This window comes from Novosphingobium sediminis, assembly GCF_007991615.1.
GTDB classification, from domain to species: Bacteria; Pseudomonadota; Alphaproteobacteria; order Sphingomonadales; family Sphingomonadaceae; genus Novosphingobium; species Novosphingobium sediminis.
Genome location: NZ_BJYR01000016.1, coordinates 98,701 through 123,846 on the forward strand (window position 1 = coordinate 98,701; position 25,146 = coordinate 123,846).

At 65.2% G+C, this 25,146-nt stretch carries 21 protein-coding genes and 1 pseudogene; 15 read left to right on the top strand and 7 right to left on the bottom strand.

Going from position 1 to position 25,146, the window contains the following annotated elements; translation table 11 throughout:
* Position 1: 1 nt before the first annotated feature.
* The 13 genes from NSE01_RS12620 to NSE01_RS21755 all read left to right on the top strand — a co-directional run bounded on the left by NSE01_RS12620 (position 2) and on the right by NSE01_RS21755 (position 14,574).
* On the top strand, positions 2-1,186 hold the full coding sequence (locus tag NSE01_RS12620) for a pyridoxal-phosphate-dependent aminotransferase family protein (RefSeq protein WP_147160058.1): 1,185 nt from the start codon (positions 2-4) through the stop codon (positions 1,184-1,186).
* Positions 1,183-2,070 (top strand): allantoinase PuuE, encoded by an 888-nt coding sequence (gene puuE, locus NSE01_RS12625; protein WP_147159991.1) that lies wholly within the window; start codon positions 1,183-1,185, stop codon positions 2,068-2,070. The genes NSE01_RS12620 and puuE overlap by 4 nt, the downstream gene beginning before the upstream one ends.
* A complete protein-coding gene (hpxZ, locus tag NSE01_RS12630) occupies positions 2,067-2,447 on the top strand; it encodes an oxalurate catabolism protein HpxZ (RefSeq protein ID WP_147159992.1) in 381 nt (126 codons plus the stop codon). The genes puuE and hpxZ overlap by 4 nt, the downstream gene beginning before the upstream one ends.
* Positions 2,444-2,884 carry a 2-oxo-4-hydroxy-4-carboxy-5-ureidoimidazoline decarboxylase gene (uraD, locus tag NSE01_RS12635; RefSeq protein WP_147159993.1) on the top strand — a complete coding sequence of 147 codons (441 nt, stop codon included), beginning with the start codon at positions 2,444-2,446 and terminating at the stop codon, positions 2,882-2,884. Before hpxZ ends, uraD begins: the two co-directional genes overlap by 4 nt.
* The gene (locus NSE01_RS12640; protein ID WP_147159994.1) at positions 2,881-4,059 is read left to right on the top strand and encodes a urate hydroxylase PuuD; all 1,179 of its coding nucleotides are present in this window, start codon (positions 2,881-2,883) and stop codon (positions 4,057-4,059) included. The genes uraD and NSE01_RS12640 overlap by 4 nt, the downstream gene beginning before the upstream one ends.
* Positions 4,059-4,388 (top strand): hydroxyisourate hydrolase, encoded by a 330-nt coding sequence (gene uraH / locus NSE01_RS12645; protein WP_147159995.1) that lies wholly within the window; start codon positions 4,059-4,061, stop codon positions 4,386-4,388. Before NSE01_RS12640 ends, uraH begins: the two co-directional genes overlap by 1 nt.
* A 3-nt stretch (positions 4,389-4,391) precedes the next feature.
* Entirely contained in the window at positions 4,392-5,813 is a 1,422-nt protein-coding gene (gene xdhA, locus NSE01_RS12650; RefSeq protein WP_147159996.1) for a xanthine dehydrogenase small subunit, read from the top strand.
* Complete coding sequence (gene xdhB / locus NSE01_RS12655; RefSeq protein ID WP_147159997.1) at positions 5,813-8,119, top strand: xanthine dehydrogenase molybdopterin binding subunit; 2,307 nt, start codon at positions 5,813-5,815, stop codon at positions 8,117-8,119. The genes xdhA and xdhB overlap by 1 nt, the downstream gene beginning before the upstream one ends.
* A complete protein-coding gene (gene xdhC, locus NSE01_RS12660) occupies positions 8,116-9,057 on the top strand; it encodes a xanthine dehydrogenase accessory protein XdhC (protein ID WP_147159998.1) in 942 nt (313 codons plus the stop codon). The genes xdhB and xdhC overlap by 4 nt, the downstream gene beginning before the upstream one ends.
* Positions 9,054-10,355 carry a guanine deaminase gene (gene guaD, locus NSE01_RS12665; protein ID WP_147159999.1) on the top strand — a complete coding sequence of 434 codons (1,302 nt, stop codon included), beginning with the start codon at positions 9,054-9,056 and terminating at the stop codon, positions 10,353-10,355. The genes xdhC and guaD overlap by 4 nt, the downstream gene beginning before the upstream one ends.
* A complete protein-coding gene (locus NSE01_RS12670; protein ID WP_147160000.1) occupies positions 10,342-11,352 on the top strand; it encodes an adenosine deaminase in 1,011 nt (336 codons plus the stop codon). The genes guaD and NSE01_RS12670 overlap by 14 nt, the downstream gene beginning before the upstream one ends.
* Positions 11,353-11,422: 70 nt before the next feature.
* Positions 11,423-13,480, top strand: a complete 2,058-nt coding sequence (locus NSE01_RS12675) for an alpha/beta hydrolase family protein (RefSeq protein ID WP_147160001.1) — start codon at positions 11,423-11,425, stop codon at positions 13,478-13,480.
* A gap of 2 nt (positions 13,481-13,482) precedes the next feature.
* The gene (locus tag NSE01_RS21755) at positions 13,483-14,574 is read left to right on the top strand and encodes a nucleoside hydrolase (RefSeq protein ID WP_147160002.1); all 1,092 of its coding nucleotides are present in this window, start codon (positions 13,483-13,485) and stop codon (positions 14,572-14,574) included.
* Between the two features lie 103 nt (positions 14,575-14,677).
* Here the strand turns inward: NSE01_RS21755 and NSE01_RS21760 are convergent.
* The 4 genes and pseudogenes from NSE01_RS21760 to NSE01_RS12700 form a co-directional block, all read right to left on the bottom strand.
* Positions 14,678-15,616, bottom strand: a pseudogene (locus NSE01_RS21760) (glycosyltransferase family 4 protein); the annotation flags it as partial.
* On the bottom strand, positions 15,613-16,629 hold the full coding sequence (locus NSE01_RS12690; protein ID WP_147160004.1) for a glycosyltransferase family 2 protein: 1,017 nt from the start codon (positions 16,627-16,629) through the stop codon (positions 15,613-15,615). The gene NSE01_RS12690 and the pseudogene NSE01_RS21760, both read right to left, overlap by 4 nt.
* Positions 16,630-16,660: 31 nt before the next feature.
* Positions 16,661-17,653: a glycosyltransferase family 2 protein gene (locus tag NSE01_RS12695; RefSeq protein ID WP_147160005.1), complete on the bottom strand. Its 993-nt coding sequence runs from the start codon at positions 17,651-17,653 to the stop codon at positions 16,661-16,663.
* The gene (locus NSE01_RS12700) at positions 17,650-18,948 is read right to left on the bottom strand and encodes an oligosaccharide flippase family protein (RefSeq protein WP_170233830.1); all 1,299 of its coding nucleotides are present in this window, start codon (positions 18,946-18,948) and stop codon (positions 17,650-17,652) included. The genes NSE01_RS12695 and NSE01_RS12700 overlap by 4 nt, the downstream gene beginning before the upstream one ends.
* A 250-nt stretch (positions 18,949-19,198) precedes the next feature.
* Between NSE01_RS12700 and NSE01_RS12705 the strand changes: the two genes are divergently transcribed.
* A complete protein-coding gene (locus tag NSE01_RS12705; protein WP_170233831.1) occupies positions 19,199-20,425 on the top strand; it encodes an ATP-binding protein in 1,227 nt (408 codons plus the stop codon).
* Positions 20,426-20,746: 321 nt separating this feature from the next.
* Complete coding sequence (locus tag NSE01_RS12710; protein WP_147160008.1) at positions 20,747-22,195, top strand: WecB/TagA/CpsF family glycosyltransferase; 1,449 nt, start codon at positions 20,747-20,749, stop codon at positions 22,193-22,195.
* Here the strand turns inward: NSE01_RS12710 and NSE01_RS12715 are convergent.
* From NSE01_RS12715 to NSE01_RS12725, 3 genes are read right to left on the bottom strand one after another with little or no spacing between them, the layout of a single operon-like run.
* A complete protein-coding gene (locus NSE01_RS12715) occupies positions 22,189-22,515 on the bottom strand; it encodes an Hpt domain-containing protein (RefSeq protein WP_147160009.1) in 327 nt (108 codons plus the stop codon). The genes NSE01_RS12710 and NSE01_RS12715 overlap by 7 nt on opposite strands.
* Positions 22,516-22,574: 59 nt before the next feature.
* Positions 22,575-24,497, bottom strand: coding sequence for an ATP-binding protein (locus NSE01_RS12720; protein WP_170233832.1), 1,923 nt, complete (start codon positions 24,495-24,497; stop codon positions 22,575-22,577).
* 10 nt (positions 24,498-24,507) lie between these two features.
* Positions 24,508-25,062, bottom strand: a complete 555-nt coding sequence (locus NSE01_RS12725) for a heme NO-binding domain-containing protein (RefSeq protein ID WP_170233833.1) — start codon at positions 25,060-25,062, stop codon at positions 24,508-24,510.
* Between the last annotated feature and the right edge of the window lie 84 nt (positions 25,063-25,146).

Genomic DNA, 25,146 nt, shown 5'->3' on the forward strand with positions numbered 1-25,146 from the left:
GATGGGGCCGGGGCCGGTCAACGCCCACCCGCGCGTGCTGCGCGCGATGTCGGCGGACCTGCTCGGCCAGTTCGATCCGGAGATGACCGGGTTCATGAACCAGGTCATGGCGCTCTATCGCCCGGTGTTCGGGACCGCAAACCAGTGGACCATGCTGATCGATGGCACCGCGCGCGCGGCGATCGAGGCTTCGCTCGTCAGTCTGGTTGAGCCGGGCGACACGGTACTGGTGGTCAACTTTGGCCGCTTTGGCCTGCTGCTGACGGAAATCCTCACCCGCCTTGGCGCGAAGATCGAGGCGGTGAGCGCGCCGTGGGGTGAGGTCGTGCCGCTGGAGGCGATTGCCGAGGCGATCGAGAAGTCCGGGCCGAAAGTGGTCGCCACCGTCCATGGCGATACCTCGACGACGATGGCGCAGCCGCTCGAGGGACTGGGCGATCTGTGCAAGGCGGCGGGGGCCTATCTCTACGTCGATGCCTGCGCGACGCTGGGAGGCATGGAAATTGCGGCGGACCGGTGGGGCGCCGATGTGGTGACCGGCGGGCTGCAGAAGTGCCTTGGCGGGCCATCGGGCTCGGCGCCGATCACGATCTCGGACCGGGCGGCGGAGCGCATCTTTGCGCGGCGGCACGTGGAGCAGGGGATCAGGCGCGCCGATATTTCGGACGGCGCTGGGCCGCGCATCCCGTCCAACTATTTCGATCTCGCGATGATCATGGACTACTGGTCCGAGAAGCGGCTCAACCACCATACCGAGGCGACCTCGATGCTCTATGCCGCGCGGGAATGCGCGCGGGTGGCGCTGGGCGAGGGGCTGGAGGCGCGGTTTGCCCGGCACCGCAAGGCGGGCGCGGCAATGACCGCGGGAGGGCGGGCGATGGGCCTGACGGTCTATGGCGATGACGCGCACCGGATGACCAATGTGACGGGTGTCTGCATCCCGGCAGGCTTGGACGGCGAGGCGATCCGCACCGCGATGCGCGCGCATTTCGAGATCGAGATCGGTACGGCGTTCGGGCCGCTGCAGGGCAAGATCTGGCGGCTCGGTGCGATGGGTTACAACGCGATGAAGCATAAGGTGCTGCTGACGCTGGCGGCGCTGGAGGCGTGCCTGACCGCGGAGGGACATGCGGTTCCGCTGGGCGCGGCGGTTCCGGCAGCGATTGCAGCGTGGGAGGCGGCATGACGTCTCCGCGCGATCTTGTCGGCTATGGGGCGAGCCCGCCCGATGCGCGCTGGCCGGGCGGGGCTAAAGTCGCCGTGCAGTTCGTGATCAATTACGAGGAGGGCGCCGAGAACTCGGTCCTCAATGGGGACAAGGGCAGCGAGGCGTTCCTTTCGGAAATGGTGGGCGCGGCGAGCCATCCGGCGCGGGCGATGGCAATGGAAAGCCTATATGAATACGGCAGCCGCGCCGGGTTCTGGCGGCTGCACCGGCTGTTTGCGGAGCGCGGCGTGCCGGTCACGGTGTTCGGCGTTGCAGCGGCGATGGCGGCCAATCCGGCGGCGGTCGAGGCGATGCTGAAGGCCGATTGGGAAGTGGCGAGCCACGGTTATCGCTGGATCGATTACCAATTTGTGCCGGAAGAGGTTGAGCGCGAACATATTGCCATGGCGATAGCGCTGCACACCGAACTGACCGGCGCGCGGCCGCTGGGCTGGTATCAGGGCCGCACCTCGCCCAACACGGCGCGGCTCGTGGTGGAGGAAGGCGGCTTTCTCTACGATGCGGACAGTTATGCCGATGATCTGCCCTATTGGGACCGGCGGCACGGCAAGCCGCAACTGATCGTGCCCTATTCGCTCGATGCCAACGACATGAAGATCGTGGCACTGAATGGCTTCACGGAAGGCGAACAATTTTTCAGATACTTGCGGGATACCTTTGAGCAACTGCGCGAGGAAGGTGGGCGGATGATGTCCATCGGCCTGCATGGCCGGATCGCAGGACGGCCGGGCCGGACACGGGCAGTCGCGCGGTTCCTCGATCATGTCATCGCGAGCGGGGATACGTGGATTGCGCGGCGCGTGGACATCGCGCGGCACTGGCTGGCGGAGCATCCGGCATGAAGGTGAACGACCCCGTGCTACTGGCCGAAGTGACGGCCGCGTTTGAGGAGTATGAGCGTGCGCTGATGGCGGACGATCTGCCGGCGATGGATGCGCTGTTTCACGCGGCACCAACGACCAACCGCTTTGGCGTCGGCGAGGTTTTGTGGGGGATCGAGGCGATACGGGAATTCCGCAAGGGGCGCGGCGGCTCGCCGCAGCGGCGGCTGGGGCATGTTGCGATTGCGGTTTACGGGGATGCCTTTGCCACGGCGGACGCGGAGTTTTTTCGCGAGGGCTCGGACCGGCGAGGACGGCAGAGCCAGAGCTGGATCAAGTTTGCGAATGGCTGGAAAGTCGTCTCCGCCCATGTCAGCCTTGAAGGAGCGACCTCGTGACGGCGCTGTTCGAGCATAGCCCGTGGATCGAGGCGCGGGCGGATGCGCAGCCTTCGAGCGGAAACCGGCATGCGGACCTGATGGCGGTTGTCCATGCGGCAACGCCGGAGGAGCAACTGGCGCTGATCCGCGCGCACCCGGAACTGGCGGGCAAGGCTGCGATTGATCGCACGCTGACGGCGGCTTCGGCGGCGGAGCAGGCGAGCGCGGGGCTGGACCGGCTGACCGAGGAGGAGTTTGCGCGGTTTCATGCGCTTAACGCGGCCTACCGCGAGAAGTTCGGGTTTCCTTTCATCATCTGCGTGCGACTGACGGACAAGGCAGGCATCCTCGCCGCGATGGAAGCGCGGCTGGCGAATGATCGCGACACCGAGATCGCGACAGCGATTGCGCAGATCGGCGAGATCGTGCGGCTTCGGCTGGAGGACGCGCGATGATGATAGACTGGGCCGAGTGGCTGAATCTGGCGATCCGCTGGTTCCACCTGACGGCGGGGATCGCATGGATCGGCTCATCGTTCTACTTCGTGTGGCTCGACAACCATCTGGTGGTGCCCAAGGCTGGTGAGGCTTCGGGCGAGGTGTGGTCGGTCCACGGCGGTGGGTTCTATCACAAGCAGAAGTATCAGGTCGCGCCGCGCGAAATGCCGGAGGACCTGCATTGGTTCATGTGGGAGGCCTATACCACCTGGATCACGGGTTTTTCGCTGTTGGTGCTGGTCTACTGGGTGGGAGCGGCAAGCTTCTTGATCGATCCGGCCAAGGCAGCGTTCACGCCGCTGCAGGCCTCGGGGATCGGGGCGGCGGCGCTGGTGGCGGGGTGGCTGGCCTATGACGGGCTGTGCCGTTCGCCGCTGGGGCGTGACGATCGGGTGCTGGGCGCGGTGTGGTATGCGGTGCTGGTCGCGGCGGCTTGGGCGCTGTGCCAAGTGTTCAGCGCGCGCGGGGCCTATCTGCATGTGGGGGCGATCATCGGCACGGCGATGGTCGGTAACGTATTCTTCGTCATCATTCCCAACCAGCGCAAGGTTGTCGCGGCGCTGGTAAAAGGCGAAGTGCCCGATCCGGCGCTGGGCAAGGCAGCCAAAGCGCGCTCGCTTCACAACAATTACATGACCTTGCCGGTCCTTTTTATCATGATCAGTCATCATTATGCGATGACGTTCGGCGCGCAGCGGCCCTGGCTGGTGCTGGCGCTGCTGGGGCTGACGGGCGTTGCGGTGCGGCATGTGTTCAACTTGCGGCACCGGGGGCAGCCGCTAGGCCGCGCGATCCTTGTCGCGCCAGTGCTGGCGCTGGTGAGCGTGACCTATGTTTCGGCGGAGAAGACAGGCGCGCAGCGCGGGGCTGGCAGTTCGGCGGATTGGGCGAGCGTCGAGCCGATCTTCCAGAAGCATTGCGTTGCCTGCCATGCGGCGAAGCCGACCAGCGATCTCGTCACCGCGCCGCCCTTGGGGGTGATGCTCGACAGCCACGAACACGCGCAGCAATTCGCGGCGCGGGTGAAGAAGGTCGCGGTCGATGCCGAGATCATGCCGCTGGGCAACACGACCGGGATGACCAAGGCCGAGCGTGAGACGCTGGGACGCTGGATCGAAGCAGGAGCACCCTGATGACCACGCTTTCGACGCATGTGCTCGATACGATGCACGGAAAGCCCGCTTCCGGGATGCAGCTGTGGCTGGAGGATGCGGGCGGCGATGCGCTGTTCGCGGGTGAAACCAATGCGGATGGGCGCTGTCCGGGGATGCCCGAGCTTGTGCCGGGGCGCTATGCGCTGACTTTTGCCGTTGCGGAATACTTTGCCGCTGAGGGCGTGGCGCTGCCTGATCCGCCGTTTCTGGGCGATGTGCGGATTGCGTTCGGGGTGTCCGACGATGGACACTACCACGTGCCGCTGCTGGTCTCGCCCTTCGCTTATTCGACTTATCGGGGGAGCTGAGCCGTGGCGGTGCGCTTCCTGCTGGATGGCGAAGTGGTAGAGCTGACCGCGCCCGATCCGACGGGGACGCTGCTGGAAACCTTGCGCGGGCCGCTGCGGCGCACCGGCACCAAGGAAGGCTGCGCGGAAGGTGACTGCGGGGCCTGCACGGTGCTGGTCGGAGAGGTCGCTGGCGATGCCGTAAAATGGCGCGCGGTGAATGCCTGCATCCTGTTTCTGCCGATGGTCCATGGCAAGGCGGTGATGACGGTGGAGAGCCTTGGCGCCAAGGGTGAGCTCAACCCGCTGCAGGCGTGCATGGCGGCCAACGGCAGCTCGCAGTGCGGGTTCTGCACCCCGGGTTTCGTGATGTCGCTCCATGGGCGCGCGATTGGTGCCTTGGGGAGCGAACTGCCGGTAGCGGATGCGATCGCGGGGAACCTGTGCCGGTGCACCGGCTATGGGCCGATCCTCGAGGCGGGTGAGACAGTGTCTTCGCTGGTGCAGGACGATGCGCGCGTGCTGACGGCGCTATCGGGGCTGGCCGGAGACACCACAGCGAGCGGTATTTTCGAAGGACAGCAGTGGTTTGTACCGCGTTCTTCGGAGGAACTTGTGGCTGTCCTGGCGGAGCATCCCGAAGCGCGGATCGTCGCGGGGGCGACAGATGTGGGCCTGTGGGTGACCAAGGGCCTGCGCGATCTGGGCCACGTGGTGTTTATCGGCGATGTGGCCGACCTCAAGGCCATCGAAGAGACTGCGGAGGGTGTGCGGCTGGGTGCGGGCGTGCGCTATGCCGAGGCGCATGGGGCGCTGGCGCGGCTGCACCCTGATCTTGGCGAACTTGTGCGGCGCATCGGGGGGCTGCAGGTGCGGTCTTCCGCCACGGTCTGCGGGAATATCGCCAATGGTTCGCCGATAGGCGACGGACCACCGGCGCTGATTGCGCTGGGGGCGGAACTGACGCTGCGCTCGGCTTCGGGGCGGCGGACCCTACCGCTCGAGGACTATTTCCTCGACTACGGGAAGCAAGACCGGCGGGCTGGGGAGTTTGTAGAAAGCGTGTTCGTACCGCGCCCAGGTGCAGGCGCGGTGGTGCATATTTCCAAACTATCACGGAGGTTTGACAGCGATATCTCGGCAGTACTGGGAGCTTTTGCGCTGACCGTGGAGGCGGGCGTGGTCATAGCGGCGCGCGTGGCCTTTGGCGGGATGGCGGCGACACCCCGGCGCGCTGCGGGCTGCGAGGCGGCGCTGGTGGGCCAGCCATTCAGCGAGGCGACGATTGCTGCGGCGGCCGAGGCGCTGAAGGCGGATTTTAGCCCGCTGACCGATGTGCGCGGGAGCGCGGCCTATCGGATCGAGGCGGCGGCGGCGCTGCTCTGGCGGCTGTGGCACCGCGAGCAGGGGGCGGCGACTTCGGTGCTTGGTGTGGAGGCCTGCTGATGGCCGAAGAAAACCCGCTGTGGCCTGAGGCTGCAATGCCGGCGCTGCCGCATGACAGCGCGCATCTCCATGTGGCGGGGCTGGCGCGCTATGTGGATGACGAGCCGGAATTGCCGGGTACGCTGCATCTGGCGTTCGGGCTTTCGAGCGAGGCGCGGGGCCGGATTACCGGCATAGACCTTGACGCGGTGCGTGCGTTTCCGGGTGTTGTTGCGGTTTACACGGCGGCGGATGTTCCGGGCGAGAACAACGTGGGCCCGATTGCGCATGACGACCGGGTGCTCGCCGATGGCGAAGTGGTGAGCCATGGCCAGCCCGTGTTTCTGGTGGCGGCGGAAACCCGCATGGCGGCGCGCAAGGCGGCGCGGCTGGGGAAAGTGACGTATGAGCCGCTGGAAGCCGCGATCACGGTGGAGCAGGCGCGCGCGGCGGGGTCGCGGATCGAGGCGGATCAGCGCATGGCGCGCGGGGATGCCGGTGCTGCGATGGCGGCGGCGGAGTACTGGCTTGCGGGCTCGCTGAAAATCGGCGCGCAGGATCACTTCTATCTGGAAGGGCAGGTCGCTCACGCGCGGCCGGGGGAAGATGGGCAGATCCATGTCGTCTCTTCCAGCCAGCATCCGAGCGAGGTGCAGCATCTGGTGGCGCACCTGCTGGGGCGGCCCAGTGCTGACGTCACCGTGGAAGTGCGGCGCATGGGCGGGGCGTTTGGCGGCAAGGAAAGCCAGGCCGCGCTGTTTGCCGCCGCTGCCGCGCTGGTGGTGCATCATACCGGGCGGCCAGCGAAGTTCCGCTGCGACCGCGATGACGACATGATCACGACCGGGAAGCGGCATGATTTCGAGGTCGATTACGAGGTCGGCCACGATGCCGAGGGGCGGCTTTCCGCGGTGAAGCTGCGCTTTGGCGGGCGCTGCGGGGCCACGATGGACCTCTCTCCCGGCATCAATGACCGGACGATGTTCCATGCGGACAACTGCTATTTCCTGCCCGACGTGGAGATCGTGTCCGAGCGGCTGAAGACGAACACGGTCTCGGCGACGGCATTTCGGGGCTTTGGCGGGCCGCAGGGAATGCTGGCGATCGAGCGGGTGTGCGATCATGTCGCGGCGCGGTTGGGGCTTGATCCGCTCGATGTGCGGCAGCGCAATCTCTATGGGCCGGGGCGCGATGTGACGCCTTATGGCATGACAGTTGAAGATAACATCGCGCCACAAATGATTGCGCAGCTTCGCGAAACTTCGCGGTATGACGCGCGGAGAGAGGCTATTGCGGCGTTCAATGCGGCAAATCCGGTGCTCAAGAAGGGCATTGCGCTAACGCCGGTGAAGTTTGGAATCAGCTTTACCACCACGCACCTCAATCAGGCCGGGGCGCTGGTCCATGTCTATGCCGATGGCTCGATCCAGGCGAACCATGGCGGGACCGAGATGGGGCAGGGGCTGCACATCAAGATCGCGCAGATCGTTGCGGATGTGTTCGGCGTGGGCGTGGACATAGTGCGGATCACCGCGACGCGGACCGATAAGGTGCCCAATACCTCGGCGACGGCGGCCAGTTCGGGTGCGGACCTCAACGGCATGGCGGCGTGGCGCGCGGCCATGGCGATCCGCGAGCGTATGGCGGATTTTCTGGCCGGGGCGTTTGGCTGCGCGGCGGCGGATGTGCGGTTCACGGCAGACGGCGTGATCGCGGGCGAGGCGCGGCTGACGTTTGCCGAGGCAGCGCGCAAGGCTTGGCTGGGGCGGATTTCGCTGTCGTCCACCGGGTTCTATGCGACGCCGGACATTCAGTATGACCGCGCCTCGCATCGTGGGAGGCCATTCTACTACTTTGCCTATGGGGCGGCGGTTTCCGAAGTGGTCGTCGATACGCTGACGGGCGAGCACAAGGTGCTGGCAGTTGATATCCTGCATGACGTGGGCCGCTCGCTCAATCCGGCGATTGACCGGGGGCAGATCGAGGGCGGCTTTGTGCAGGGGCAGGGCTGGCTGACGACCGAAGTGGTCGAGTGGGACGCGAAGGGGCGGCTGCTCAATCATTCGCCCGCTACCTACAAGGTGCCGACGGCTTCCGACCGGCCTAGGCGGATGCGGATCGACTTGTGGGACGGCGAGAATGTGAAGCCGACGATCCACCGTTCCAAGGCGGTGGGCGAGCCGCCGTTGATGCTGGCGAACTCGGTGTTCTGCGCAATTTCGGCGGCGATTGCGGCGACGGCGCCGGAGGTGCGGGAACTGCCGAAACTGGATGCGCCGGCGACGCCTGAAGCGGTGCTGCGGGCGATTGCAGGGCTGCGCGAATGACTTTGTGGCTGGACGATCTGGCGCGGTTGGCGGCGGTTGGGCCGGTCGCGATGGTGAGCGTGCTGGCGACAGAAGGCTCCGCGCCGCGCGGGGCGGGAACGCGGATGCTGGTGACGGCGGACGGCCTCTGCGGCACGATTGGTGGCGGGGCGCTGGAATTTGGGGCGGTGGAGCAGGCCCGCGCGGTGCTGGAGCACGCGCCGGGAACCTGGCGGGTGCAGGACTATCCGCTGGGTCCGCTGCTGGGCCAGTGCTGCGGCGGGCGGGTGCGGCTGCTGGTGGAGCATGTCGACCGAGAGGCGCTGGGCTGGCTGGCGGAGGCGGCGGAAGGCCGGGTGCTGGTGAGTGTGCTGGGCGCGAACGGGATTGCACGGAAGGTGGGCGACGGGCCGTCTACTGCGCTGTCCGCTCGGGGCGACAGGCCGGATGTGGGCTCGCGGCTGGCGGAGCTGATCGGCGGTTTCCGGCGGCCCTTGTACCTGTTTGGCGCGGGGCATGTCGGGCAGGCGATTGCGCGGCATGTCGAGGGGCTGCCGATCCGGCTGGCGTGGTTCGATGTTCGGCCAGAGTTTGAAGGCATTGCCGGGGTGACGGTGGTGCCGGAGGACGCGATCGGAGGCTGCATTGCCGAGGCGCCGGATGAGGCGGCCTGTGCCATCCTCACGCATGATCACGCGCTGGACTATCGCCTGACTTTGGCGGCGCTTTCACGGCCGGCGCTCGCGTTTACAGGCTTGATCGGATCGCAGACCAAGCGGGCGCGGTTTCTGGCCCGGCTGGAGCGGGATGGGGTTTCGGCGGAAGCGCTGGGTCGGCTGACCTGTCCGATTGGCCTTCCCGGGGTTACGGGCAAGGAGCCGGATGTGATTGCGGTCGCGCTGCTGGCGCAGGTGCTGCAATTGCCGCCGGTTCAGGCCGTGCAGGCGGTGGCGGCATGACGCTGCAAGGCTTTCGCGGGGAGATCCTGAGCCTTTCGTGCGATCCGGCGGAAGGGCCGGATCCGGTGCGGCACGAGGCGGACGGGTTCTTGGTGATCGAGGATGGCCGCATCGCGGCGCGCGGGCCGTTTGCGGACGTCTCGCTGCACTTTCCGGGGCTGGCGGTGGAGCAGCTTCGCGGGCTGATCGTCCCGGGCTTTATCGATGCGCATGTGCATTATCCGCAGCTTGGCCGGATCGCGAGCCATGGGGAGCAACTGCTCGACTGGCTGGAGCGGCACATCTTTCCGGCGGAGAAGGCCTTTGCCGATCCGGTTCATGCAGCGGGCGTGGCGGAAGAGTTTCTGGGCGAACTGCTGCGGCACGGGACGACCAGCGCACTGGTGTTCGGCACCGTACATGCAGCTTCGGTCGAGGCGTTCTTTGCGGCGGCGGAGGCGCGCGAATTGCGCATGATCTGCGGCAAGGTGCTGATGGATCTGGGGCCGGAGGGCCTGCGCGATACGGTGGAAGCGGCTCGGGCGGAGACGGAAGCTCTGATTGCGAAGTGGCATGGGCGCGGGCGGCTGCAGTACGCGGTGACGCCGCGCTATGCGCTCACCTCGAGCGATGCGCAGTTGGCGGTAGCCGGGGAATTACTGGCCGCGCATCCGGGGGTGCTGCTGCATACGCATCTGGCGGAAAACAAGGCCGAGATTGCGGCGGTTGCGGCGCGGTTTGCCGAGGCGGTGGATTACCTCGATGCTTATGACCGGTTCGGGCTGGTGACGGACCGTTCGGTCTTTGCGCATGGGGTGCATCTGCCGGACCGGTCTTGCGAAAGGCTGGCGGAGGTGGGCGCGGGTATTGCGGTGTGCCCGAGTTCGAACTTCTTCCTTGGATCGGGCATGTTCGATTTTGCGCAGGCCGAGCGGCATGGGGTGCGGCTGGGGCTGGGCAGCGATATCGGGGCGGGAACCTCGCTCTCGCTGCTGCATAACGCGGGCCTCGCGTATCAGGCCGGGTTGCCGGGGGGATATGTTCTTGATCCCTTCCGCGCCTTGTGGCTGGCGACGGGCGGATCGGCGCGGCTGCTCCATATCGATGGGGAGGTGGGATTGCTGGCCGAAGGGCAGGAGGCCGACTTCGTGGTGCTCGACGATGCTGCGACGCCCTTGATGGCGCGGCGGACGGCCGGAGCATCGCTGGCGGAGCGGTTGTTTGCCATGCAGACGCTGGGTGATGACCGGGCGGTGCGGCAGACCTATGTGATGGGGCGCTGCGTTTGGGATAGGGATACCGGCCATGGACACGCTTGAAGGCTTTATCCGGCGGCTGCCCAAGGCCGAGCTGCACCTCCACATCGAGGGGAGCCTCGAGCCGGAACTGATGTTTGCGCTGGCGGAGCGCAACGGGATCAGCATTCCCTATGCCAGCGTGGACGAGGTGCGCGCGGCCTATGCCTTCTCAAACCTGCAGGACTTCCTCGACATCTATTATGCGGGCGCGGGGGTGCTGCAGACCGAGGCGGATTTCCGCGATCTCGCCATGGCCTATTTCGAGCGGGCGGCGGCGGACGGGGTGGTCCATGCCGAGATCATGTTCGATCCGCAGACGCACACCGACCGGGGGATTTCGTTTGGCACGGTGATCGAGGGGCTGCTGGCGGCGATGGCCGAGGCGGAGGCGCGGCTGGGTGTGACCTCGCGGCTGATCATGAGCTTTTTGCGGCACCTCTCCGAGGAGGCGGCGTTTGAGACACTGGCGATGGCCGAGCCTTGGCTCGACCGGATTGCGGCGGTGGGGCTGGATTCGAGCGAGCTTGGTCATCCGCCGAGCAAGTTTGCGCGCGTATTTGCGGCGGCGCGGGCCAAGGGCCTCAAGCTGACGGCGCATGCGGGGGAGGAGGGGCCTCCGGACTACGTCCACGAGGCGCTTGACGTACTGGGTGTGGACCGGATCGATCATGGCAACCGGGCGCTGGAGGATGCGGCGCTGGTGGCGCGGCTGTCGGCCGAGGGGATGACGCTGACGGTGTGCCCGCTCTCCAACCTCAAGCTCTGTGTTGTGGATGATCTGGGGGCGCATCCGCTGGACCGGATGCTGGCGGCGGGGCTGAAGGCGACGGTTAATTCGGACGATCCTGCCTATTTCGGCGGCTATGTTCTCGACAATTACCGGGCGGTCGCGGAGGCACGCGGGCTTTCGCGCGGCGATGTGGTGCAGCTGGCGCGGAACAGCTTTACGGGCTCGTTCCTGCCGCCGGAGGACGTGGCGCGGCATCTTGCGGCAATCGATGCTGTTGCACTTGGCTAAAACACCTCTTGCCTCGATGCGGCGAGGCAGGCCAAGGATGGGGCATAGCTCCATTACCGGGGAATTATCCATGCTTCGCCAGACGCTTGCCCTTCTTCTGCTTACGACTTGTGTTCCTGCCGTGGCCCAGACCGCGCCGGTTGCGGCGAGCGAGCAGCCCTCGCGGCTGTTCACCGGGGCCGACCTGTTCGGCCTTGAAATGGCCTCCAGCCCGCAGATCAGCCCTGATGGGACGCGGGTGGCCTATGTCCGGCAATCGGGCGATGTCATGGCTGACAAGATGCGGCGGACGATCTGGCTCGTCGATGTGAAGACCGGCGAGCAGGTGCCGCTGGGAGCTTCCGGCTCGCAAGGTTCGCCGGCGTGGTCGCCCGATGGCAAGCGGCTTGCCTATGTCGGCGCCGAAGAAGGCGGTTCGCCGCAGCTTTATGTGCGCTGGATGGATAGCGGGGTGACGGCACGGATCACCGGCCTGCCGGATTCGCCGTCGAGCCTTGCGTGGTCGCCGGATGGCAAGCAGATCGCCTATGTGATGCACGTGCCGGGCGAGCCGGCGAAGTTCGGCGCGGCGCCCGCCAAGCCCGAGGGCGCGAAGTGGGCCGAGCCGCTCGAAGTGATCGACCGGGTAACCTACCGCGCCGATGGCGACGGCTATCTCAAGCCGGGCTTCGATCAGGCGTTCGTGGTGGCGGCGGATGGCGGTGCGCCGCGTCAGCTGACCTTCGGCAAGTTCGATGTTTCGGGTCCGCTTTCGTTTTCGCCCGATGGACGCGCGCTCGTGCTATCCTCCAATCGCCGCGCGGATTGGGAGCGCGAGCAGAATGACAGCGAGGTCTTCGCCGTCGATCTGGCGAGCGGCGCGCTGACCCAGCTGACCAAGCGCTATGGGCCGGATCACAATCCGGTGCTTTCGCCCGATGGCAGCAAGATCGCCTATCTGGGCTATGACGATACGCGACGGAGCTATCAGGAAGATGTGCTCTATGTGATGGACCGCGATGGATCCAATCCGCGCGCGCTGACGGCCTCGCTCGATCGCAGCATCGAGGATGTGCAGTGGGCGGCGGACGGGCGCTCGGTCTACGTGGCGTATGATGACAAGGCCGTGCGCAAGGTCGCGCGGGTGGACCTTGCGGGCAAGCTGACGGTGCTGGCCGAGGGGCTGGCGGGTGGCGGGCTGGACCGGCCCTATACCGGCGGCAGCTTCAGCGTTTCCAAGGGCGGGGTGATCGCATGGACCGGCGATGCCAGCGGCGGCCAGCGTCCGGCCGATCTCTTCATTGGCAAGCGGCAGGTGACGCGGCTGAATGAGACGCTGATGTCGGGCAAGACCATGGGCCGGATCGAGCCGCTGGATGTGACAGCAAGTGACGGGCGCAAGATCGGCGCGTGGCTGGTGCTGCCGCCCAGCTACCAGCAGGGCAAGCGGGTGCCCCTCGTCCTCGAGATCCACGGCGGGCCGCACAGCGCCTATGGGCAGGTCTTCTCGACCGATGACCAACTCTATGCCGCGCACGGCTATGCGGTGCTTTACACCAATCCGCGCGGTTCGACCTCCTATGGCAGCGAGTTCGCCAACACGATCGACAAGAACTACCCGAGCGATGACTACGGCGATCTGATGAGCGCGGTCGATGCCGCGATTGCCAAGGGCGTTGCCGATCCCGACAACCTGTTCGTGACGGGCGGTTCGGGCGGCGGCGTGCTGACGAGCTGGATCGTTGGCAAGACCGACCGGTTCAAGGCAGCGGCGGCGCAGAAGCCTGTCATCAACTGGATCAGCGAGGCGCTGACGATGGACGGCACCGGCTTCACCTCGCGCTATTGGTTCAGCAAGCAGCCGTGGGAAGACCCGATGAGCTACTGGAACCGTTCGCCGCTCTCGCTTGTCGGCAACGTGAAGACGCCGACGATGGTGGTGGTCGGCAGCGAGGATTACCGCACGCCGGTCAGCGAATCCGAGCAGTATTACGCCGCGCTGCAGATCCGGGGCGTGCCGACTGCGCTGGTGAAGGTGCCGGGGGCGAGCCACGGCGGGTTCACCGCGCGGCCTTCGCAATCGGCTGCCAAGGCTTCGGCGATCCTTGCGTGGTTCGACAAGTATCGCACCGACGCGGGCAAGAAGTAAGCATGCGGCGGGTCCTCCTTGCATTGGTGCTGCTGCTCGGGGCGATCTGTCCGGCATGGGCGGCAGAGCCGAAGCGGCAGGTCATCATCGATGACGAGGGTTTCGCGATCCCGCATCTGATGCTGCTGGAGGACCCGCGCGTCGACGTGCTGGGGATCACCACGGTTTCGGGCAATGTCTGGGCGAACCGGGCAACGGCGATGGTGCTGCGCGGACTGGAACTGCTGGGCCGGACCGAAGTGCCGGTAGCGGAAGGGGCGACCTTTCCGCTGCTCAACAGCGAGGCGCGCACCGAGCGGTGGGAAGCGCTCTACGGCAAGATGGTCTGGAAGGGCGCCTTCATGAAGCAGTGGGCCGAGCCTACTGCGCAGTCCACGCCGCCTTATCACGGGCCGTTCGATCCGGTGGACCTGCCGTGGGGCAATCCCAAGCTCAAGGCGCTGAATGAGCCGGCAGCGCAGTTCCTGATCCGCACGGTGCGTGCGCATCCGCATCAGGTTACGATCATCGCTTCGGGGCCGCTGACCAATCTGGCGCTGGCACAGCGGCTTGATCCCGAGTTTGCGAGTCTGGTCAAGGAACTGATCATCATGGGCGGGAGCCTTGCGCCGCGTCAGGTGCTGGAGGGCAAGTCCGCTGCCGACTTCGCGCGCGAGTTCGTCAACACGCCCCGGCGCGAGTTCAACATCCGTTTCGATCCCGAAGCGGCGAGCATGGCCGCGCATGCGCCGTGGCCCAAGGTGACGATCGTGCCGTCCGATCCTTCGACCGCGACGCAGCTTTCGCCCGCGCTGCTGGAGCGACTTGCCAAGGCCTCGCGCCCGCCGGTGGCGGCATTTCTGCGGCGTATGGAACCCGGCTTTCCGATGTGGGACGAGATCGCCGTGGCGGTGTGGCTCGATCCCGGCATCGTCACGAAGTCCGAGCGGCTATGGTATGACTTCAATACGGATTTCGGCGCGGGCTATGGCGATATGCTGACCTGGCACGACGCCTATCGACCGCATCTGGACGAGGGGCAGGCCGATGTTGTGCTGTCGGTCGATGTGGCGCGCATGGAAACGCTGATGGCGAAGGCGCTGGGAGAGCGTTAGCGGCCTTCAAAGGCTGGCCCTCGCGGCGCGGGGTAGCCGGAACGGATTGCAGGAGCGCGCACCATTGCATCAGGCGGGTCTCGTGGCAGTTCCGGACCGAGGCGCGTGCCTCTCTCGCAATATCGTGCAAATTGGCAGACCACATTGTGCCAAGCGCTGCTTCGATCGAAGCCTCATCGGTGAAATCGACCACTTGGCCTGCATCTGCGGCTTGTTCGATCAGGCCATCGACTGGCGCGACCATGATGGGGCGGCCGGCTTCACGCGCTTCGTTGGCGACCATGCCATAGGCTTCCCAGCGCGAAGGCACCGCAATGACATCGCAGGATTGGAGGAACGTTGCCACGTCATCGACTTTGCCGGTGAAGCGGATCGCCGGGCAATTGCCCGCCAGCGCTCGCAGCCTCAACTTGTCCTCGCCGAAACCGCCGAGAACGAGATCGCAGTTCGGAAACCAGCCCTTGCGAAATGCGGCGATCAGGACGTCGAAGCCCTTCTGCTCGCAAAAGCGGCCGTAGGCACCGATCTGCAGGCGCTCCCCTGGCTCGGGCAAGGGCAGGTCGGCAAGGCCCGGGTTCTCGGCATAGGGGTGAATCACTGTGATCCGATCGGCATTGATTCCAGCCGCTTCCTGCAGCCACTCCGCTTGCGCGTGCGAGACGCAGACGATCTGGTCGACCAGCCGCATGGCCAGCCACAGCATGGCGCGGAAACGCGGCGTGCTGGGGACGTGCATGGCTTCCCACGCGCGGGTGTAGCTATGCTCGACATGAATGATCCGCGCCTTGGGATTGCGCAGCTTCAGGCTTGCTAGCAGGGCCAACCGGCGCCAGTTGGGCGGGAAATGCGTGATGATCACATCGGCGGTGATGCGCGGCGCGACCATCGCGGTCGGAGGCACGACGATGGTCGATGCATCGGCGATCTGAGCCAAGGCTTCCGCTTCGAACACGCCGAGCGCGCGGGTGACGCCGCCCAGCGAACAATCGTCGAGCAGATTGGCGACCCGCAGGCGCGTCCCGGACGGATGGGCCGACTTCATGCGACTAGCTGCCCACCAGCGGCGCGCCCTGCGAGGCGGGCAAATTGGTCGGGTCCGATCATGCGGCCCACCAGCGCGGCTCCGAATGTGGTCAGCGACTTCGCCGGTTCCTCGAGCAGCGGGCGGACGCTGCTGACGACGGCTCCGCGCAGCAGCGCCATTGCCATCCCGGCATCGCCAAGTTGAATGGCGCGGCGCGCGAGGTAGCGCAGCTGATAGGCGCGGGCCCGGGCAACATGGCGGGCGGTGAATTCTGGCGCATAGCTGGCCATCCGCGCAACGACGCCCTGCCAAGATTCGTATTGCCGCAGGATCTGCGCCGAAAGGCCGCTGCCGCCGATGCGATACTCGGTCTGCACCGTTGCAATGCCCTCGAAACGGACGCCGCCGGTCAGCGAAAGCCTGAGCCACATTTCGATATCTTCCGACTGGCGCAGCGATTCATCGAACCAGCACGTGCGCATACGATCGTCCGGGTGCGCGAAGGCGACGGTGTCGAGCGCCGAACGCCGCAGCACGGGAGCAGAGCCGTTGCCCACCGGATTGCGGCAGAAGATGTCTTCGGGCGCGATCGACTTGAGCTTGGGCCGCTGGACAATGCGCAGCGGCTGGCCAGCGGCATCGATGAAGCGAGAGGGCGCAAAGCTGACGCCGATCTCCGGCGTATTGTCGAGGTGGATTACATGCAGCATCAGCTTCTCGGGAAGCCAGCGGTCATCGGAATCGAGCAGCGCGATGTACTCGCCGCGCGCTGCTGCGATGCCGGTGTTGCGTGCGCCTGCAAGGCCGCGGTTGCGCTGTGACACGATGGTGATGCGAGGATCGGAGAACGATCGGCAGATCTCCATCGAAGCATCGGAACCACCATCATCGACGATGATCAACTCGAAATCGTTGAAGGTCTGGGCGAGCACCGAGCGGATCGCTTCGGCGGCATAGGCTTCCACATTGTAGACGGGCATGACGACCGAGACGCGGGGAAGGGCCTCGGTGTTGAGCTGAAGGACGTTCATGATTGGGACTTTCTGGCTGAAATATGAATGATCAGGCGAAGATACGGCGACGCATCGCGGCGGGGATCAGGGGGGCGACACAGGCCGCAAGCACGGTGGCAAGCCCGCGCTGGCGCTCGGCCATGAAGCTGCGCGCATCGAGCCGAAGCCCGCGCACGACGAAGTTCAGTGCCCGCAGCGGGCTGCCCCCCGAGCGCAGCAGTCGGCGCGCAAGGTAGCGGCAATAGAGCGCTTCGAGCGAGGCGCGGACCGCGCCATCATCGATGTAGCGATCGACCAGAACGCGCCATCCCGCATGCATCTGCGCAAGATCCATGGAGAGGCCGTCCGGGCTGAAGCGGTAGCCGGTAAGTACGTCGTCGATGCCATCGACCTTGGCGCCGCGCGAAACGAGCCGGGCGACGAACTCCTGGTCTTCGGCAAACTTGAGGTGCTGGTCGAACCCGCCCAGCATGACGAACCAGTCGCGGCGCACCACGAGATTGGAAGCGGTGCAGACCGGATTTTCACCCAGCACATCGGCAAGACGCGGCGTGTTCGGGCAAAGCGTCGAGACCGTCCGCGCGCCCTCAAGCGTATCGGCATCGCGCGCGATGAAGGCTATGCGGGCGTAGCTCGCAGCAAGCTCGGGCTGATCGCGGTGCAGGCCAATGTGTTGGGCAAGCTTTCCCGGGGCCCACAGGTCGTCGGCATCGAGGAACGCGACAAGCGGTGCTGCCGCCACTTCGACGCCAAGATTGCGCGCCGAGGAGACGCCGCCATTGAGCTGGGAGATCACCCGGAGCCGCGGTTCCTGCGCCGCAATGGCGAGCAGGATATCAAGGCTTGCGTCCGAAGAATCGTCGTCAACGGCGATGATCTCGAAGCTGGAAAACGTCTGGGCAAGGACCGAACCGATCGTCTCGGCAATCGTCAGGGCAGCGTTGTAGACAGGCACGACGACCGAAATCTCGGGGCGAATGTCAGCATATGCGCCGGGCGCTGCGCCGGGTGCTGCGGGGTGCGGGCAGGGGGTTGCGATCATGAGCAGGGCTCCGAACGAAGGTTGAGAGAGCGCGGAATATCCAGCGCGGGAAGGAGAACGCGGGCGCCGTTCCAGAGCGCGCCGAGGGTCTGTCCCGCAATCAGGCCGATGACTGCGAACTTGAGCTCGCCAAAATGCGCGCCGAGCCACAGTCCGCCCAGCGCCAGCACGCAGGTGAGCGTGCTGCTTGCGGCATCGGTGCCGACCTTGCCTTCGGCGCGCAGCCAGCAGCCGGTGATCTGGGCCACCAGCAGCGGCACGCCAGCAAGGCAGAGGATGGCGATGAGCGGCGCGGCAAAGGCCCAGTGCGCGCCGAACACGAGCGGCACATAAAACGGAGCGGCCAGCGCCTGCAGTGCGACTATGGGCACAAACACTGCAGCACCGCCGAGCGCGATACGGCGCAGCATCCCGATGCGGGCAGGACCGGCCTTGGCCCCACAGAGCATCGGGAACGCAACGCTTCCGAAGGCGGTGACCAGCGAGCTGACGATCCCGACGCCCGCGTTGAATGCGAAGTAGTAGGTTCCCAGCGCCGAAGTGCCCAGCACAGCGGCGATGATCAGATTGTCACCTTGCGTGCGCAGGGCGGCCATACCGTCGGCCAGCATGATCGGTCCGGCATAGCGCAGCATCCGCGCAGCCGGGATCAGTCCGGCAGCGCGATCCGGCTGCCAGGGCGCAGCACGGCGCGCAAGGATCAGCCAGAGCGGCGCCGTCAGCAGCTTGGGGAGCACGATCGACCAGGGGCTCGGCCAGATCAGCAGGAGCGCCGCGGTGAGGATCTGGTCGGCGATGGCCTGGCTCGCCCCGATCCGTGCGAGCCGCGATACCAGCCCTGCGCGCATCGCGAGGTAGAACTGCACATGGCCGCCCGCCATGAAAGGATAGACCAGTGTCAGCGCCGAGAGCATTGCGCCTGCGGTCGTGCGGTGGAACACGATCGCCAGAAGCGCCGCAACGAGCAGTTGCACGATCATCAACGCACCGGTCCAGCCCGCGTAAAAGCGTTGGACCGAGTTGCAGGTTGCCGCGAGGTCGCAGGCCTCGGCCTGCACGATCTGCTGGCCGGTGCCGATCCGCTCAAGCACCCGCACCAGTTCGAATACGGTCAGCGCCAGCGCGGCCTCGCCGACAATCGCCGGGGCAAGGCTGCGCGCAATGACCACGGTCGTCAGGAGGCGTACCAGGCGCGTGGCCACTTCCGCGCTGCCATAGCTGCCCAAACCCCGCGCAAGCTGCGCAAAGTGCGGACCGATACGGTGTTCGGCTTTCTGGATGAGGCGCAATGGCACGAAATGAGCTCCGGATTGGCGTTTCCGAAGCAGCATCAAAAAGCGTGCCAGTTACGGGAAATCCCCTATCCTGCGGTCACTGATGGCAATGCCGGTTCCATCTTGCGCAGAATGCAATCGATATTGCCGGGTTGGTCCGCAAAATGCGCAGGCGGCTCGCATCACTTTCGCAATATGCAATGCTGCTGCGTTGCCGGATTTCCTATTAAATTGGATTCATTTGATAATTTTAACTGGCACAGCACCTGCTTTGACGAGGCGCTTCATCACACGTTCTCTTCTTAAAGGTCCCCGCATGGACATTCTGATTTTCTCGATTGAAGATGGGCGCTTCGGTCCGGCTCGCTTCCCGCAAATGTTGTATCAGGCAGGCCTGTCGGTCGCCGCGCTGTGCCCCAGCGACAATATCCTTGCGCAAAGCACGTACTTGCGCGCGCTGCATGCGTTGCCACCTTCGCGCAGCATCCGCTCGATCGCTGGGGCGCTTGCCAAGGTGATCGAGCATTCGCCGCCCAAACTGATCATTCCGGCCGACGAACAGGCTGTCATTGTGCTGCAGGCGCTGGCAGCAGGGCGCTGCAAATCGCTGATCCCGCCTTATGCCAGGGCGATCATCGCCGCATCGCTTGGCAGCCCTGCCGGGTTTGACGCGAGCCTGTTCAAGTCCGACACGATGGCGCTCGCCCGCAGCCTCGGAATTGCGGTGCCGGAGAGCCGGACCGTCGATACGCTCGAGGATGCCACGCACGCGGCGAGCGAACTGGGTTATCCCGTCTTTCTCAAGCAGTCTTTCAGCTGGGCCGGCCTTGGCGTGAATGCCTGCGCCGACGAAGCAGTTCTAAGCAAGGCGTTCAGGGAGGCCCGTCCGGCCATGGCGCGGCTCAAGGCACTGGCCCGAAAGCTCATCGGGCGAGACTGGTATCCCGTCGGCAAACCGATGGATGTGCAAAGTGCCATCTCCGGGCAATGCGCGATGTATTGCGGCCTCGCCTGGCGCGGCCAGCTTGTCGGCGGCTTTTCCGGGATAAGGGTCGAGCAACTGTGCACCAATGGGCCTAGCACGGTCGTGAAGCTGTGTGCACATGCAGGGATGGAGAATGTGGCAAGGAAGATGGTGGAGGCGATGGGCCTTTCCGGCTTCTTCTCGTTTGACTTCATGATCCCGGCGGACACCGGTGAGGCGCTCCTCCTTGAATGCAATCCGCGGCCGGTGCCGGTGCATCATCTCGGGCAGCATGTCGGAGTGGATCTTGCGGCTGCGTTGGCGCCGCTCCTTTCGGGAGAGGCGCCTGATCGTGAAATGCTCTCGGCAACCGGGGAACTCGACGTGGTGCTGTTTCCCTATGCGCTCAACGTGCAGCCGCAGGACAAGGGCCCTATGCTGGATGTTCCGCAAAGTGAGCCCGGACTGATCCGGCACGTGCAGGCCCGGCAACAAGCGCCGGCCATGGCAAGGAGCGAGTCCAGAGCCGCCTAAGGAAACCGTCACCGTAATTTGCCAATACGGTTCTAAATTCTATTATCGCGCCGTGTTTTGCATGGTGAGCGCGTCGGGCCAGTTCCGTGGCCCGGCGCGCTTTTCGTCGTTCGCACGTCGGACGCGGGGTCTAAGTAACATATTGGTAAGATTGTCTTTTTGCAAAGATCGCTGCACAACGCAAAAAGATCGCCTTTGCAGGGCGCTAAGAAGGTCATGCTGCAATCGATGGCATGTCACTCAAGCTTCTGAATTCATTGAAATATCCGAAATGGCACATTTTCTGCGTTGGGAACTGCATCACAATGCAGGATTTTCCCGATGCTCAAACGATTTGATTCCGAGGCCCAGTTCGAACTGGCTGAAGCCCGCTCCTACCCCGGCGCACGCTTCACCCCGCTGCGCGATACGCTCCGCCAGACTCCGCGCGCGCGGCTGTTCGATCTCGATCTCATGGTCTCGAGCCGCACCCACGTTGCCGAAGAGCTGGCCGCCATGGCCAAGTCCGGCGAGTGCGCCACCGTCCAGTTCATCAACGCGCACTGCATCAATCTCGCCCAGACGAACAGGTCATACCGCGAGGTGCTGAACCGCGCCGATTTTCTGTTGCCCGATGGCAGTGGCATGGCCATCGCCGCGCGCCTTGCCGGCAAGGAGCTTGGTGACAACCTCAACGGCACCGATCTTTTTCCCGAACTTTGCCGCAGCGCGGCGCAGCGCGGCCAAGCGATCTTTCTGCTTGGCGGCAAGCCGGGCATCGCCGAAGCGGCCGGGCAGGCCATGCGGGAGCGCTATCCGACGCTTACCGTCGCGGGGACCCGCCACGGCTACTGGAGCGCCAGTGAAGAAGATGACGTGGTCGCTGAGATCAATGCCTCCGGCGCGGCTATCGTGCTGGTCGGGCTGGGCGTGCCGACTCAGGAAATCTGGATCGACCGCATCCGCGACCGCCTGATGGCCCGCGTGGTGATGGGGGTCGGCGGGCTGTTCGACTATTACTCAGGGCGGATTCCCCGCGCGCCGATTGCAATGCGCAAGATCGGCTGCGAATGGGTCTGGCGTCTGGCTCAGGAGCCGCGCCGCCTTTTCGTCCGCTATCTGCTCGGCAATCCGCGCTTTCTCGCCGCTGCGGCGGTGCATGCCTGGCAGGCGCGTGGCCTGTCGGGTGAAGTGTCACTTGCTGTCAAGCACACCGTTGACCGCATCACCGCAGCTTTGGCGCTGCTTGTGCTGGCACCGCTGTTCCTGCTGGTGGCAGCGGCGATCCGTCTCGAGGATGGCGGGCCGGTGTTTTTTCGCCAGACCCGGATAGGCGCTAATGGACGGCCCTTCCAGATGTGGAAGTTTCGCTCGATGGTGATCGATGCCGAGAGCGGGCTGGCCGCGATCCGTGCCCGATCTGAGCGCGACAGTATCTGCTTCAAGATGAAGCATGACCCTCGCGTCACGCGCGTTGGTGCACTCCTGCGGCGCCTTTCGCTCGATGAATTGCCGCAGCTGATCAATATTCTGGCCGGCGACATGTCGGTCGTAGGGCCCCGCCCGGCATTGCCGCGCGAAGTGATCGATTATCAGCCCGGTGCCCGTGCGCGGTTGCTCGGCAAGCCCGGTCTCACCTGCACCTGGCAGGTCAGCGGGCGGGCCGACGTTTCCTTCGAGCAGCAGGTCGAACTGGACGTTTCCTACTTGCGCACGCGCTCGCTGCTGGCGGATCTGGCGCTGATCCTGCGCACTGTGCCTGCGGTGATCACCGCACGCGGCGCTTATTGAGGAATGAGCGGAGCGGCAATCGCCAGTACGGCGGTGATTGTCGCTTCGATGCAATCTTGAAAACGGGCGCGCGCTTCGGGGGGCCGCAAGTCGCCGCCCGCATGCTGCATGACCGAGTCTGCGCCGAAGTTGGCGCACAGCCCCTTGAGCGAATGACGCGCGCGGCGGACCGCTTCAGGATCCTCCGCCACCACCGCTTCCAGCAGCCGCAAGCTCCATTCGCGAAGGTCTGACGCGGTCGCCTCGCACAGCGGCGCGACGACTTCCGGGGGCAGCGCCTCGAACTGGCTGAGGGTCAGTTCGCGATCAATCAGGTCCATGCACGCCTTGCCTCATGTGAATGCGGGTGAAGTGTTCGCCGTGCCAGACCGGCCAGCGCCTAATGCGCGATACCGTTTGCGGCGGGAATGGCCAGCGCCCGGCTCATCGCCCGATAGAGATCATCGATCACGATCGGCTTGGCCACGCTGTCGTTCGCCCCGGCCGCCATCATCGGTTCCAGCTCCTCGGGCCGCGTGAACGCGGTGAGCGCGACGATCGGAAGATCGGCCATCGCGCCCGGCAGTGCCCTGATCCGGCGAGTAGCCTCGGGCCCGTCCATGACCGGCATGGCCATGTCCATCAGCACCAGATCGAAGGGCTCACCCGAAACCACGGCATCGAGCGCCTGCTGCCCGTCTGCCACGACGCGGACCTCGCAGCCCAGCTTGCGCAGGCATCCTTCGACGACGATCCGGTTCGTTGCCAGATCTTCGGCAACCAAAACGCGCGGTGCCCGGCCGCCTGATCCTGCGAAGGACCGGACGGCCGGGTTTGCGACCCGTTTGGGCACGGGGATGCGGGTGACGGGAATTTCGAACCAGAAGCAGCTGCCGTGCGCGGCATCGTCCACGCCGATGCGGCCGCCCATCACTTCGATGATGCGCTGGCAGATCGCGAGGCCAAGACCGGCACCGCCCGGTTCGCTGCCCAACAAATTCAGCTGGTTGAACTCGATGAACAGTTCGGCGCGGCGGTGGGCAGGAATGCCGATGCCGGTATCGATGACTTCGGTCCGCAGCCAGCCGTTTGGCAGCACGCGGGTTTTCACCATCACGCCGCCTTCGCTGGTATACTTGATCGCATTGCTCAGCATGTTGTCGATCAACTGGCGCAGCCGTACGCTGTCCGCCTCGACCCATGTCGGTGTATCGGCGGCGAGCACGATATCGAGCGAGAGGCTTTTCTCGTGTGCGAGGTGGCGCCAGAAATCGGTGCCGTCGGTCAGGACCTCGACCAGATTGGTCGGCCCGGGGTTGAGGGCCAGCTTGCCAGCCTCGGCACGGGCAAGATCGATGATATCGTTGAGCAGGACTCGCAGTTGATCCCCGCTTGAGCGCACCAGCGCCAGCGTCCGCCGCTGCTCTGCCGTCAGGGTGCTTTCGTCGAACAGATCGAGCATCCCGATCACGCCGTTGAGCGGCGTGCGGATATCGTGGCTCATCATCGCGAGGAACCGCGATTTCGCATCATTGGCGAGGTCCGCCTGCTCGCGCGCGACAAGCAGAGCCTCGTTGAGCCGCTCGAGGTCTTCAAGCCGCTGCAGTTCCCGCGTGCGCAGTGCAGCGGCCTCGTTGTCAGCGCGTACCTGCCGGGTAATGTCTTGCACGGTGACGAAGATCATCGCCGGCTTGCACTGGCTGTCGACCTGGAACTGCGCCATCACGCACAGCGAACGCACGCCTTCGCCTTCGTTGATGCCATCGCCGCCGGGGCAACGGACTTCGATGCGATACTCGCGCATGGCTTCTTCGCAGGGGCCCGGCGATCCCTGGCAGGGCTGCCCGTCGTATCGGGTGCAGTGCTCACGATCCAGCCGCGCAAGCAGTTCGCCGTGCATCCAATCCAGCATGCGCCGACGATCCTCGTGTAGGAGGCGCCGTACCAGCGTACGATAGGTCTTTACCGAGGACCCCGGCTCGAGCCCGATCATGACCTGAACTTGCGGCGAGAGTTCCAGTTGCTGGCGCTTGATATCCCACAGCATCGTCCCGAAGCCTGCCACGCGCTGCGCATCCAGCAACTGGCGGGTGCGGCGCTCGAGGCTTGTGCTCAGGCTGTCTTGCCGTGCGGTCAGTTCGTTGTTGGCCGCCGCCAGGACGCGGCTCTTCTGTTCGAGCAGGTGTTCCGCCGCAGCCCGCGCCGCTTCCGCGCGCGCCAGTCGCCGCTCAAGCAGGGCGATCTGCGCTTCGGGGCTGACCGGCTCGATCGCGGCCGCAATGTCTTGCGGCACAGCGAAACGGGAGAGGGGGGATCCTGGCATCGCTGAACCCTTACCCTGATGACTGGGGCGCGGGCTTGCGCACAAGGAACCGTGCCGCATGCGGTCCGGGCGAACCCTGATCACGCACGACTTCGAGATCATCGCCGAAATAGTCGATATAGCCGCGGACGAGGCCATGGGCGACATCGGCCAGCGGTCGGTGCGAGCCGTAGCTGACGGTCAATTCCTCGCCATCGATGACCACCACGATGCTGGGGGTGCGCGCATCGGGGTAGAGCTTGGTAACTTCGCGGTGATGCTGTCCGTCGACATCGCGCAGGAACGTGACCGCGTCGGTATATCCCTCGAACATCTCCGGATAGATTTCCATGAACCGGCTCGCCAGCCAGAAGCCATAGCTGTCGGCAAGGACGGCAACCGGCTTGCTCGATATCTCGGACAGCGCGCCAAGCATCGCCAGCGCGTCGGTATGGGGATAGTTCCCGACAGTCGTATACACGCCGTCGCCGGGAAGGTTTGAGCGCACGATGACCGCATCCGCGATGGCGGGCGAGAACGCCTGCTCGATCCATCGAACCATTTCGGCAATGATGACACCCTTCATTCCGAATCCCCGGTCCATGCGATCAAGCGGCGCATTCCAAACTGGTTAAGCAAATCACATGCCATCTGGCGGTTTGGGCTATTC

Coding starts and splice junctions, on each gene's coding strand:
- NSE01_RS12640 (WP_147159994.1), top strand. CDS start 2,881: ATGATGATAGACTGGGCCGAGTGGCTGAATCTGGCGATCCGCTGGTTC.
- NSE01_RS21755 (WP_147160002.1), top strand. CDS start 13,483: ATGCGGCGGGTCCTCCTTGCATTGGTGCTGCTGCTCGGGGCGATCTGT.
- guaD (WP_147159999.1), top strand. CDS start 9,054: ATGACGCTGCAAGGCTTTCGCGGGGAGATCCTGAGCCTTTCGTGCGAT.
- NSE01_RS12725 (WP_170233833.1), bottom strand. CDS start 25,062: ATGAAGGGTGTCATCATTGCCGAAATGGTTCGATGGATCGAGCAGGCG.
- NSE01_RS12620 (WP_147160058.1), top strand. CDS start 2: ATGGGGCCGGGGCCGGTCAACGCCCACCCGCGCGTGCTGCGCGCGATG.
- xdhB (WP_147159997.1), top strand. CDS start 5,813: ATGGCCGAAGAAAACCCGCTGTGGCCTGAGGCTGCAATGCCGGCGCTG.
- uraH (WP_147159995.1), top strand. CDS start 4,059: ATGACCACGCTTTCGACGCATGTGCTCGATACGATGCACGGAAAGCCC.
- NSE01_RS12675 (WP_147160001.1), top strand. CDS start 11,423: ATGCTTCGCCAGACGCTTGCCCTTCTTCTGCTTACGACTTGTGTTCCT.
- NSE01_RS12690 (WP_147160004.1), bottom strand. CDS start 16,629: ATGAACGTCCTTCAGCTCAACACCGAGGCCCTTCCCCGCGTCTCGGTC.
- xdhC (WP_147159998.1), top strand. CDS start 8,116: ATGACTTTGTGGCTGGACGATCTGGCGCGGTTGGCGGCGGTTGGGCCG.
- NSE01_RS12715 (WP_147160009.1), bottom strand. CDS start 22,515: ATGGACCTGATTGATCGCGAACTGACCCTCAGCCAGTTCGAGGCGCTG.
- NSE01_RS12710 (WP_147160008.1), top strand. CDS start 20,747: ATGCTCAAACGATTTGATTCCGAGGCCCAGTTCGAACTGGCTGAAGCC.
- hpxZ (WP_147159992.1), top strand. CDS start 2,067: ATGAAGGTGAACGACCCCGTGCTACTGGCCGAAGTGACGGCCGCGTTT.
- NSE01_RS12720 (WP_170233832.1), bottom strand. CDS start 24,497: ATGCCAGGATCCCCCCTCTCCCGTTTCGCTGTGCCGCAAGACATTGCG.
- NSE01_RS12670 (WP_147160000.1), top strand. CDS start 10,342: ATGGACACGCTTGAAGGCTTTATCCGGCGGCTGCCCAAGGCCGAGCTG.
- NSE01_RS12695 (WP_147160005.1), bottom strand. CDS start 17,653: ATGATCGCAACCCCCTGCCCGCACCCCGCAGCACCCGGCGCAGCGCCC.
- puuE (WP_147159991.1), top strand. CDS start 1,183: ATGACGTCTCCGCGCGATCTTGTCGGCTATGGGGCGAGCCCGCCCGAT.